An 11,317-nucleotide genomic window follows, 5' to 3' on the forward strand; every position below is an offset into this window, starting at 1 on the left:
GCTCTCCCCGTCGCACGACGGGGAGAGCCGGACAGGCGCTCTACTTCGGCGAACCTGGGGTGGCTACTCCGTGGGGGAGGGCGACGGTGACACGCTCGGGGACGTCGCGGCCTCGCCGGCCGGCAGGTGGTCCGCGTATTCCGGCAGGGTGCCGTCGAACACGGGGAGCTGGAACTCCTTGGAGTCGCTGCCCACGGTGAGCACCGCGTCGAGGTAGTCGCCGGGCTCCGCGCCCACGGTGTCGAGCTGGACGGCCTGGCCGGTCTCCGTGCCCAGGTAGACGGTGCCGCCCGCCGGTACCGCCACCGTGACGGGGGAGGCGCCGGGCGCCTCGAGGGTGAACGACGCGTCGTCGGCGGTCTCGTTGGCGAGTGCCCCCAGGACGTTGCCCGGCTCGCCCTCGGCGGCCGACACGACCATGAGGTTGATGCCGCGCAGGTCCCTGTCCTCGTCGCCCAGGACGGAGACGACGACGCCGTCCGACGGGGCGTAGTTCAGCGTGGTGGTGGTCGGCGAGCAGGCCGCCAGGAGGAGGGCCCCCGTGGCGGAGACCGCGGCGAGGGCGATGGTGCGGGCGCCTCGGACGGCGGTGGCGCGACGGGACACGGTGAACTCCCTGATGTTCGTCTGGTTCGGGCGGGGTCGGATCCCCGACATATCCTAGTGGTCCCGGGGGTGTGCCCGCGCATCGCGACCGGAGGCGAAATGCCCGGTCACGGCGTGGCAACGGTCACGTCTCTGGAACGATCCGATCGAGGGTCAACGAGTGGTCACCACCTCATCTGCACCCGTCGGCAGCGCTCTGACCTGCGGAAATACCGCTCAAAACTGCTGTAGGCGAACGCCAAGCGCGCAAGTTCTCCAGATCACGCCGTGGTAACCTGGTTTCAGGGAAAGGGGACATCTGCAGATGACGTTCACAGTAGGCGAGACGGTTGTCTACCCGCACCATGGCGCGGCGCTGATCGAAGAGATCAAGACCCGCAAGATTCGCGGCGAAGAGAAGATGTACCTCAAGCTCAAGGTCGCCCAGGGTGATCTCACCATCGAGGTTCCGGCGGAGAACGTCGACCTCGTAGGTGTACGCGACGTCGTCGGCCAAGAGGGCCTCGACCGCGTGTTCGAGGTCCTGCGTGCGCCGTACACCGAAGAGCCCACCAACTGGTCGCGGCGGTACAAGGCGAACCTCGAGAAGCTCGCGTCCGGCGATGTCATCAAGGTGGCCGAGGTCGTTCGCGACCTGTCCCGCCGAGACGCCGATCGTGGTCTTTCCGCAGGTGAGAAGCGTATGCTCGCCAAGGCTCGGCAGATTCTGGTCTCCGAGCTCGCGCTGGCTGAGCACACCGAAGAGGAGAAGGCGGAAGCGATCCTCGACGAGGTTCTCGCTTCCTGACTTACCCACAGGATCCCTCGCACGTCTGACGTTCCAGTCAGGACCCGGTGCTCGCGCCCCACGGGATCCTTCGCTCAATCACGATCCTGTGGGGGACCCCGACGAGATGACGACCCTTGCAATCCTGACGGCCGCCGGTTCGGGATCCCGTTTAGGGCGCGACCTGCCCAAGGCTCTCGTGGAGCTGGACGGCTTTCCACTCGTGCTGCACGCCGCGCGACGCCTCGCGGCGTCGGGCGTCGTGGACGCGCTCGTGGTGACCGCGCCTGACGGCCTGGTCGGCGTCATGACCGACCTGATGGCCGACGACCCGCACGTGCACATCCCCGTCGAGGTGACCGACGGCGGGCCCACCAGGCAGGCGTCGGTAGCCGCCGGCCTGGCGCTCGCCCGGCCCGGCGATGACGTGGTGCTGGTGCACGACGCGGCGCGCCCGCTCGTCCCTCCGGACCTCGTCCAGCGGGTCGTGCGCGCCGTGCGGAGCGGCCACGGCGCCGTCGTACCCGGCCTGCCGGTCACCGATACGGTGAAGCAGGTCCGCCCGGACGGCGACGCCGAGCTGGTCACGGGCACCCCCGACCGCTCGATGCTGCGGGCCGTGCAGACGCCCCAGGGGTTCGCCCGCGACCTGCTCGTACGCGCGCACCGCGAGGGCGCCGCGCGGGCCGCGGCGGAGCACCTGGCGGCGACCGACGACGCCGGCCTCGTCGAGGCGCTGGGCGAACCGGTGCACATGGTCGCCGGTGACGCGGCAGCCTTCAAGATCACCACCGAACGCGACCTGTGGCTCGCGTCCCTCGTGTTGCAGGAGACCAACGCATGACCGACTCGTCCAGCACGCCGGACGCCGCGCGGCCGGCCCCGGGCGGGTACCCCCTGCCCCGCACCGGGATCGGGGTCGACGTGCACGCCTATGCGCCGGACAGCGCCGACCGCGAGCTCTGGCTCGGCGGCCTGCACTGGCCGGGGGAGCGTGGCCTGGCCGGGCACTCCGACGCCGACGTCGCGGCGCACGCGGCGGCGGACGCGCTGTTCTCGGCGTCGGGCCTGGGCGACCTCGGATCGCATTTCGGGACGGGCCGTCCCGAGTGGGCCGGGGCGTCCGGGACGACGCTTCTCGCCGAAGCCGCGCGGCGCGTACGCGCCGCCGGGTACATGATCGGTAATGTGGCAGTCCAGGTGATCGGAAACCATCCGCGGGTCGGCACGCGGCGCGACGAGGCACAGGCGGCGCTCTCCGCCGCTGCAGGCGCGCCGGTCTCGCTGACCGCGACCACTACCGACGCGCTCGGCCTGACGGGCCGCGGCGAGGGTATCGCGGCGATCGCGACGGCGCTCGTGGTACCCGACGGAGGCGAGGCATGAACAAGCGCAAGTCGCTCGAAGAGCGTCGGGCCGAGATCGTCGAGGCAGGTCTGAGCGTAGCGATGCGCGAGGGCGTCGAGTCCGTGACGGTGCGCCGCGTGGCGCAGGAGGCCGGGATCTCGCTCGGCACCGTGCACTACTGCTTCGACGACAAGGACGCGATGCTGCGGGCCATGGGCCGCGCCATCGCGCTGCGGGCGTCGGAGCCAGTGCTCTCCGCGCTCGACTTCGGCCCCGACCGGAGAGCCCTGGCGGACGCCACCGTCGACGCGCTGCTGGTCGGGCTGAAGGAGCACCAGCACATGCGGCTGCTGACCTTCGAGTTCGCGGTATCGGGCGCGCGGACGCCGGTGCTGCGCGAGGTCGCGCAGGCCCACCTCAAGCAGAGCATCGCGATGACCCGCGAGTACCTGCTGCGGCTGGCGGGTGTCGCCCGCGTCACCTACCGCACCGAGATCGGCGCGCTCGCGCGGATGACCGCGCTGCGGATCGACGGCATCGAGCTCGCGTGGATGGTGGACCAGGACGACGCCGCCGCGCACGAGGGGTTCGCGGTCCTCGCCCGCGACGTGTTCGGCGAGATGGAGCCGTCCCTGGCTCCGGCTCAGCCGTCGTAGGCGTTCAGCCGAAGACCCGCCGCGTATAGGGGTTCGCGAACACCCCTTCGGGGTCGGCGGCCTCCCGCACCCGCTGGAAGTCCGGGAACCGGCGGTACTGGTCGGCCAGGTACTCCGCGTCGCGGCTGTGCATCTTGCCCCAGTGTGGGCGCCCGCCCACGGCGGTGAAGATCTGCTCGGCGGCGTCGAAGTACCGGGCGTACGGCAGGCGCCAGTACTGGTGGACCGCCACGTACGCGGTCTCGCGGCCGTACGCGGTGGACAGCCAGACGTCGTCGGCGGGCGCGAAGCGCACCTCCACGGGGAACGGGATGTTCTCGCCCGTGGACCGCTGCCAGCCGTCGAGCTCGCCCAGCACGTCGACGACGGCGTCGCGCGGCACCGCAAACTCCATCTCACGGAACCGCACGCGGCGGTGGGTGCAGTAGACCTCGTGCGACGGCGCCGTGTACCGGCGGGCGCTCAGGGCGCGTGCCGACACGGCGTTGAGCGTAGGCGTCGCCGCGGGCACGGCCGTCGCGACCCGGTTGACGGCCTCGAACAGCCCGTTCGACAGCACCTCCTCGTCGAGGAAGGAGCGGGCGGCCCCAGCAGCCTTGCGCAGGCGGTGCCCGAAGCCCGAGCCCGCGCTCGTCCCGGCCTCCACCCGCGTGTTGCGCAGGGTGAGCGCCCGGCGCGTGGCCGGGAACCAGTAGAACTCGAAGTGGTCGGTGTCGGCGACGAGGTCGTGCACGTTCTCGAGGACGCGGTCCAGCGGCCAGGGCTCCTCGACGGCGTGCAGGTCGAAGGCGGGGACCGCCTCGATGGTCACGGTGCTCAGCACGCCGGTGGCGCCGAGCCCGAGACGCGAGGCCTCGAACAGGTCGTGCCGCTCGGTGGGCGTGGCGCGCGTGACGTCGCCGTCGGGCCCCATGACGGTCAGGGCCCGCACCCGGGTGGCGAGGCCGCCGAAGCGGGCGCCCGTGCCGTGCGTGCCCGTGGAGATGGCGCCGGCAATCGACTGCTGGTCGATGTCGCCAAGGTTCTGCATGGCGAGCCCGCGCTCGGCCAGGACCCGGTTGAGCTGGTGCAGCCGCATGCCCGCACCCACGGTGACCAGGGCGTGGCCCGTGTCGGGGTCGCGCTCGACGCGGTGCAGCGCGTTCAGGCGATCGAGGCTGAGCTGCACGCCGTCGGTGGCGGCCGCCGGCATGAACGAGTGCCCGCCGCCGACCACGCGGACCGGGTGGCCCTCCTTCACGGCGCGCCGCACGGCGTCGGACAGCTCGTCCTCCGAAGCCGGCTGCTCCTGCCGCACGGGCGTCACACTGACGTTGCGCGCCCAGTTCGTCCAGATCACGGGAGCACTATCCCACGCGATCGCGCCGTGAACTAGACCTCTGCCGCTGGCCGGGGCCTGGGGGTAGCGTTCGCACATGAGCTCCGCAGCAGCCACCGCCGCGCGGCTGAGCGCCGCCACGTCCGGCCTGCCCGCCCCCGTCGCGGTCGTCGACCTGGACGTGTTCGACACCAACGCGCTCGACCTCCTCAAGCGGTCCGACGGCGTCCCCGTCCGCGTCGCGTCGAAGTCCGTGCGCGTGCGCTCCCTCGTCGAGCGCGCGCTGGGCCACGGGTTCTCCGGCGTGATGGCGTACTCGCTGCGCGAGGCGTTGTGGCTGGTCAGCGAGGGTATGCGCGACGTGCTGGTCGGGTATCCGACGGTCGATGGGGAGGCGCTGGCCGCCCTGGCCGCCGACGCCACGGCCCGCGCCGAGATCACCCTGATGGTCGACGACGTCGCCCACCTCGGCCTGATAGCGGCGGCCGAGCAGCTGGTTGGCGGGGCGGACGGCGCCAGCGACGGCAGTGTTGCCGGCCCGATCAAGGTCTGCCTGGACGTCGACTGCTCGCTGCGGCTCGGCGCCGGCCGGCTGACCGCCCACCTCGGGGTACGCCGATCGCCCCTGCGCGAGCCCGGCGACATCGCGGCCCTCGCGACCGTGGCCCAGGCGAAGGGCCTCGCGGTGCGCGGCCTCATGTTCTACGAGGCCCAGGTGGCCGGCCTGCCGGACACGAGCCCCGCCGTCCGGCTGGTCAAGCGCCTCTCGATGCGGGAGGTGAACGAGCGGCGGGTGCGGATCCTCGCGGCGGTGCGCGACGCCGTCGGGCAGGAGGTGGAGCTCGTGAACGCGGGCGGGACCGGGTCGATCGAGGTGAGCGGCGCCGCGCCCGGCGTCACCGAGGTGACCTCCGGCTCCGGCCTGTACGCGCCCGGCCTGTTCGACGGCTACCGCTCGTTCGAGGCGCGCCCCGCGGCGTTCTTCGGGCTCGACATCGTGCGCGAGCCCGCACCCGGCTGGGTGACGGCGTTCGCCGGCGGCTACGTGGCGTCGGGCAAGGCGGGCGCCGCGCGGGTCCCGCGCCTGTTCACGCCCGGCTACACGCTGAGCGGCCCGGAGGGCGTGGGGGAGGTCCAGACGCCGCTGCGCGCGGCACGCGGGGCCGTGCCCGACGGCGGGCTGCGCACCGGCGACCGCGTCTGGCTCCGGCACGCGAAGGCGGGCGAGATGATGGAGCGCTTCGACCAGGTGCACCTGGTGCGCGGCGCGGAGATCGTGGAGACGGTGCCGACGTACCGGGGCGAGTCCAAGAACTTCGGGTAGTCCGCGAGGCGGGGCATCGGGTAGAACAAGGGCCATGCCCCGTACGCACCACCGCAACCAGCCCATGACGGGCCGCGATCCCCACGAGCCCGCGCGCACCGCGACCCCGCTGGAGCTGCTGTTCGACCTGGCGTTCGTCGTCGGGTTCGGCGTGGCCGGGGAGCAGGGCGCCCACCTGGTCGCCGACGGACACGTCGCCGCCGGCGTGATCGGGTTCGCGCTCTCGATGTTCGCCATCTGCTGGGCGTGGATCAACTTCTCGTGGTTCGCCTCCGCGTTCGACACCGACGACTGGTTCTACCGCGTCACCACGATGGTCCAGATGGTCGGGGTCGTGGTGCTCGCGCTCGGCCTGCCGGAGCTGTTCGAGTCGCTGGTGGAGGGCGACCGGGTGCACAACGAGGTGGTCGTCGCCGGGTACATCGTGATGCGCCTGGCCATGCTCGTGCAGTGGCTGCGCGCGGCCCGGCAGGCACCCGAGTACCGGGCGACAGCCATGGGGTACGTGTGGAACCTCGTGATCACCCAGGCCGGGTGGGTGGCCCTCGCGATCGCGGCCGTGAGCGTGCCGGTCTTCCTCGTGGGCTGGGTGGTGCTCAGTGCCGCGGAGATGGCCGGACCCTACGTCGCCGAGCGGCTCCGCACGCACGAGTCCGGCTGGCGGAGCACTCCGTGGCACGCCCACCACATGGCCGAGCGGTACGGGCTGCTGGCCATCATTACCCTCGGCGAGGGCGTGATCGGTACGGTCGCGTCGCTGTCCGCCGTCACCCACGACTCGGGCTGGACGCTCGACGCCGCCCTCGTGGCGCTCGCCGGCACCGGCCTCACGTTCGGGCTCTGGTGGACGTACTACCTCACGCCCGACGCCGAGATGCTGCACCGGCACCGAGAGCGGTCGTGGGCCTGGGGCTACGGGAACATCCTGGTCTTCGCGGGGCTCGCCGGCGTGGGCGCCGGGCTGCACGTGGCGGCGTACTACCTGGAGGGTGAGTCCCACATCGGGGCGGTGGGCACGGTCCTCGCCGTCGCCGTGCCGGTGCTCGTCTTCGTGCTCGCCGACTACGTCCAGTTCTGGGTCCTGACCAGGTCGTTCGACACGCTGCACATGTTCCTGGTCATCGGCACCGTCGTGGCCCTCGTCGCGGCCGTCGCCACCGCCGCGGCCGGTTTCCACATGGCGTGGTCGCTGCTCCTGGTCATGCTCGCGCCGGTCGTGACGATCGTCGGCTACGAGGTGCGCGGGCACGAGCACGTGGCGCGCCTGCTCGCCGAGGGGACTTCCTGATCCCGGCGGGCGGCGTCGGCCCCGTGCAACGGGCGCCGTCGGGCAGGAAAGGGGTGTGCGGACGCCGGTACCCTTGACAGGTGACCATTCGCCTGTTTGACACCGCCACGCGCGAGGTGCGCGACTTCACCCCCATCACCCCGGGCGAGGTCGGCATCTACCTGTGTGGCGCCACGGTGCAGGCACCCCCGCACGTCGGCCACCTGCGCCCCGCCGTCGCGTTCGACGTGCTGCGCCGCTGGCTGACCCGGCGGGGCCTGAAGGTCACCATGATCCGGAACGTCACGGACATCGACGACAAGGTGCTGACCAAGTCGGCCGCTGCAGGCCGCGAGTGGTGGGCGCACGCCGCGCTGTACGAGCGCGTCTTCACCCAGGCGTACGACGCGCTCGGCGTCATCCCGCCCACCTACGAGCCGCGCGCCACCGGCAGCGTGCCCGAGATGGTGGCGCTCATGGAGCGCCTGGTCGAGAAGGGCCACGCCTACAGCACGGGCGAGGGCAACGTCTGGTTCGACGTCCACTCCTGGCCCGCCTACGGGGAGCTCACGCGGCAGCGGGTCGAGGACCTGAGCCCCGAGGAGGGCACGGAGGCCGCGGCGGGCTCGCCGAGCGAGGCCAAGAAGAACCCGCACGACTTCGCGCTGTGGAAGGCCCCGAAGCCGAGCGATCCCGCGTCGGCGTCGTGGGCCACCCCGTACGGGCGCGGGCGCCCCGGCTGGCACCTGGAGTGCTCGGCCATGGCCCAGCGCTACCTGGGCGATACCTTCGACATCCACGGCGGCGGCCTCGACCTGCGGTTCCCGCACCACGAGAACGAGCAGGCGCAGTCGCGGGCCGCGGGCTACGGGTTCGCGCAGCGCTGGATGCACGTGGCGTGGGTCACGCAGTCGGGCGTGAAGATGTCGAAGTCCCTGGGCAACGGCCTCCTGGTCAGCGAGCTGCTGAACCAGGCGCCCGCACCCGTGGTGCGCTACGCGCTGGCCGCCGTGCAGTACCGGTCGATGCTGGAGTGGTCGCCCGACACCCTCGACGAGGCGCGCACCACCTGGGACCGCCTGTCGGGCTTCGTCACGCGCGCCTCCGAGCGGGTGGGCGGCGTCCCGGCCGAGGAGGTCGCCAAGGCGGAGGTCCCCGAGGCCTTCGCGGCGGCCATGGACGACGACCTGAACGTGCCGCAGGCGCTCGCCGTCGTGCACGAGCACCTGCGGGCCGGCAACACCGCTCTCACCTCGGGGACCGACGCCGCGGTGCGTGACGAGCTGGTGACGCTGCGTGCGATGCTGGACGTGCTGGGCCTCGACCCCGCCGACCCGCAGTGGGCGACGTCCACGGACGACCGGTACGCCGCAGCGCTCGACGAGCTCGTCAGGGCCGAGCTCAAGGCCCGCGCCGCGGCGCGTGCCACGAAGGACTGGGCCACCTCTGACGCCATCCGGGACCGCCTCGCGGCCGCGGGCATCGAGGTCCAGGACTCCGCCGACGGCGCCCGCTGGGCGCTCTCCTGACCTTTTCCCTGGTGGCCGCGCTCGTCGCTGCCACCTCGACCGAACCCGCGGTGGTCGCGACAAGCTCGACCACCGGCTGAGAGACGAGACACACGATGGCAGGCAACTCGAAGCGCGCCGGTGCGGTGCGCAAGGCCGGCTCCAAGAAGGGAGCCCAGGTAGGGACCGGCGGCCACAGCCGCAAGGCGCTGCAGGGCAAGGGCCCCACGCCCAAGGCGGAGGACCGGACCTACCACCCGGCGCACCAGCGCAAGGTCGCCGCCGAGAAGCGGGTGGCTGCCGGACGTCGTCCCGGCGCCCCGGGCGGGCGCGGGGCCGGCCGCAAGGGCGCCGGGGCGGTGGAGGTCGTCGCCGGCCGCAATGCGGTGGTGGAGGCGCTGCGCGCCGAGATGCCCGTCGAGGGCATCTACCTGGCCACGCACCTGGAGTCGGACGACCGCACCCGCGAGATCCTGGAGATCGCGCACGCGCGCAGCCACCCGATGTTCGAGGCGTCGCGCCTCGACCTGGACCGGCTCACCGACGGCGCGGTGCACCAGGGCGTCGCGATGAAGGTGCCGCCGTACGACTACAAGGACGCCGACGACCTGCTCGACGCCGCGGCCGAGGCCGGCCAGCCGCCGCTGATCGTGGCGCTCGACAGCGTCACCGACCCCCGCAACCTGGGCGCGGTGCTCCGGTCCGCCGGGGCCTTCGGCGCGCACGGCGTGCTGGTGCCGGAGCGGCGCGCCGCGGGGGTGACGGCGTCGGCCTGGAAGGTGTCGGCGGGCGCCGCCGCGCGTGTCCCGGTGGCGCGGGCGACCAACCTGGCGCGCGAGCTCGCCGAGCTGAAGAAGACCGGCTGCTTCGTGGTGGGCCTCGACGCCGGCGGCGACATGCCCGCGGGCGAGCTCGCGTACGCGACCGACCCGCTGGTGCTGGTCGTGGGCTCCGAGGGCAAGGGCCTGTCCCGCCTGGTGCGCGACACCTGCGACGCGATCGTGTCGATCCCGATGGCGACGACCACGGAGTCGCTGAACGCGGCCGTGGCGGCCGGTATCACGCTGTACGAGGTGGCCAAGCAGCGCGCGGCGGCGAGCTAGGCCCCCGGCTCGGCCTCGTCCGGCTCGAGGCCGAGCACCATGTCCTCGTCGCCCGGCGGGAGGCCGAGCACGGCGTCCTCGTCGGGGCGGTCCCGCAGCACGTTCTCCACGTACGACTCCGCGGCCTCGGGCAGCGGGATGTCCCGCTGCGCCTGCTGCGAGATGAACCAGCGGTGGTCGAGGATCTCGTGGAAGAGCTGCGCCGGCTCCAGCTTGCGGCGCAGCTCGCGCGGCACGGCGTCGATGGTCGGGCGGAAGACCTGGCGGACCCAGGCGTGCGCCACTATCTGCTCCTGGTCGTTCTGCCGGTCCGTCGCGGCGCGGTAGCTGTCGAGGTCGTTGAGCATGCGGCGGGCCTGGTTCTCCTGGACGTCCAGCCCCGTGAGGCGGAGCAGACGGCGGGAGTGGTGCCCGGCGTCGACCACCTTGGGCTGGATGCGCACCTTGGTGCCGTCGATGTCCGTGGTGATCTCGAGCTCGCCGACGTCGAAGCCGAGGTCGTTGAGCCGCTCGATGCGGGCGGCGACGCGCCAGCGGTCGTCGGAGGCGAACGCCTCCGAGACGGTGAGGGCGTCCCACAGCTCCTGGTAGCGCTCCACGAGGGCGTCGCCGATGGCCACCTCGTCGACGTCCTCGTCGAGCAGCTCGCCCGCGGTGAGGTCCATCAGCTCGCCGATGATGTTGGTGCGGGCGAGGTCGACGTCGTAGTTGCGCTGGCCGTTGGTCAGGGTGCGGTGCATGTCGCCGGTCTCGGCGTCGACCAGGTAGGCCGCGAAGGTCTCGGCGTCGCGCCGGAACAGGGTGTTCGAGAGCGAGACGTCGCCCCAGTAGAAGCCCACGAGGTGCAGCCGGACCAGGAGCACCGCGAGGGCGTCGATGAGGCGGGTCGCCGTGTCCGGGCGCAGGTCCTGGCTGAACAGGGCGCGGTAGGGCAGGGAGAACTGCAGGTGCTCGGTGATGAGCACGGCCTCGAGCCGCTCGCCGTCGGGCGCGCTGCGGCCCGTGATGACGCCCACCGGGACGACCGAGGGCACCTCGATGCGGTGGAGCTGGCGCAGCAGCTCGTACTCGCGGTAGGCGACGGTCTCGCCGATCTCCTTGATCGCGATGACGCGGCCCCCGTGGTTGACGAAGCGGACCACGTGCCGCGAGATGCCCTGGGGCAGGGCGGCCAGGACGTCTTCCGGCCAGTCGACCAGCGGCACGTCCCACGGGAGGTCCAGCAGCGCGGGGTCGGGTGCGACCGCGGTGATCTGGAGAGTCTGCTGGGGCATGGGCACCAATCTGAGCTGAGCCGGCCACCTGGCCGGGCAGGCCAGGCAGGCCAGGGGCTCCGCGCTGGGCGGAGTGATAACAGGCCTGCGGGGTGTGTTGCCGTCGCTGGTCGAGCTTGTCGAGACCTGGGCCTCGACAAGCTCGACC

Annotated in this window: 11 protein-coding genes; 8 read left to right on the forward strand and 3 right to left on the reverse strand. The window is 72.4% G+C overall.

What is annotated here, in order from left to right:
- Positions 1-63: 63 nt before the first annotated feature.
- Positions 64-606, reverse strand: coding sequence for a hypothetical protein (locus ACFT2C_RS28025; RefSeq protein WP_377210384.1), 543 nt, complete (start codon positions 604-606; stop codon positions 64-66).
- A 304-nt stretch (positions 607-910) separates the two neighbouring features.
- Here ACFT2C_RS28025 and ACFT2C_RS28030 point away from each other — a divergent pair, with 304 nt between their 5' ends.
- The 4 genes from ACFT2C_RS28030 to ACFT2C_RS28045 all read left to right on the forward strand — a co-directional run bounded on the left by ACFT2C_RS28030 (position 911) and on the right by ACFT2C_RS28045 (position 3,375).
- Complete coding sequence (locus ACFT2C_RS28030; RefSeq protein WP_020017968.1) at positions 911-1,393, forward strand: CarD family transcriptional regulator; 483 nt, start codon at positions 911-913, stop codon at positions 1,391-1,393.
- Between the two features lie 106 nt (positions 1,394-1,499).
- Positions 1,500-2,216 (forward strand): 2-C-methyl-D-erythritol 4-phosphate cytidylyltransferase, encoded by a 717-nt coding sequence (ispD, locus tag ACFT2C_RS28035; RefSeq protein ID WP_377210385.1) that lies wholly within the window; start codon positions 1,500-1,502, stop codon positions 2,214-2,216.
- The gene (gene ispF / locus ACFT2C_RS28040) at positions 2,213-2,758 is read left to right on the forward strand and encodes a 2-C-methyl-D-erythritol 2,4-cyclodiphosphate synthase (protein ID WP_377210386.1); all 546 of its coding nucleotides are present in this window, start codon (positions 2,213-2,215) and stop codon (positions 2,756-2,758) included. Before ispD ends, ispF begins: the two co-directional genes overlap by 4 nt.
- On the forward strand, positions 2,755-3,375 hold the full coding sequence (locus ACFT2C_RS28045) for a TetR/AcrR family transcriptional regulator (RefSeq protein WP_377210387.1): 621 nt from the start codon (positions 2,755-2,757) through the stop codon (positions 3,373-3,375). Before ispF ends, ACFT2C_RS28045 begins: the two co-directional genes overlap by 4 nt.
- A 4-nt stretch (positions 3,376-3,379) precedes the next feature.
- On the opposite strand, the gene ACFT2C_RS28050 is transcribed toward ACFT2C_RS28045, so the two are convergent.
- Entirely contained in the window at positions 3,380-4,714 is a 1,335-nt protein-coding gene (locus tag ACFT2C_RS28050) for a D-arabinono-1,4-lactone oxidase (protein WP_377210388.1), read from the reverse strand.
- A 76-nt stretch (positions 4,715-4,790) separates the two neighbouring features.
- Between ACFT2C_RS28050 and ACFT2C_RS28055 the strand changes: the two genes are divergently transcribed.
- From ACFT2C_RS28055 to rlmB, 4 genes are all read left to right on the forward strand, one after another.
- Positions 4,791-6,017 carry an amino acid deaminase/aldolase gene (locus ACFT2C_RS28055; RefSeq protein ID WP_377210389.1) on the forward strand — a complete coding sequence of 409 codons (1,227 nt, stop codon included), beginning with the start codon at positions 4,791-4,793 and terminating at the stop codon, positions 6,015-6,017.
- A 34-nt stretch (positions 6,018-6,051) separates the two neighbouring features.
- Positions 6,052-7,305, forward strand: coding sequence for a low temperature requirement protein A (locus ACFT2C_RS28060; RefSeq protein WP_377210390.1), 1,254 nt, complete (start codon positions 6,052-6,054; stop codon positions 7,303-7,305).
- Positions 7,306-7,385: 80 nt separating this feature from the next.
- Complete coding sequence (gene cysS / locus ACFT2C_RS28065) at positions 7,386-8,813, forward strand: cysteine--tRNA ligase (protein ID WP_377210391.1); 1,428 nt, start codon at positions 7,386-7,388, stop codon at positions 8,811-8,813.
- 95 nt (positions 8,814-8,908) lie between these two features.
- On the forward strand, positions 8,909-9,895 hold the full coding sequence (rlmB, locus tag ACFT2C_RS28070) for a 23S rRNA (guanosine(2251)-2'-O)-methyltransferase RlmB (RefSeq protein WP_377210392.1): 987 nt from the start codon (positions 8,909-8,911) through the stop codon (positions 9,893-9,895).
- Here rlmB and ACFT2C_RS28075 read toward each other — a convergent pair.
- Positions 9,892-11,169 carry a DUF4032 domain-containing protein gene (locus tag ACFT2C_RS28075; protein ID WP_377210393.1) on the reverse strand — a complete coding sequence of 426 codons (1,278 nt, stop codon included), beginning with the start codon at positions 11,167-11,169 and terminating at the stop codon, positions 9,892-9,894. The two genes, rlmB and ACFT2C_RS28075, sit on opposite strands and share 4 nt — an antisense overlap.
- Between the last annotated feature and the right edge of the window lie 148 nt (positions 11,170-11,317).

Origin of the sequence: Promicromonospora sp. NPDC057138 (assembly GCF_042670845.1) — a bacterium.
Lineage (GTDB): Bacteria > Actinomycetota > Actinomycetes > Actinomycetales > Cellulomonadaceae > Promicromonospora.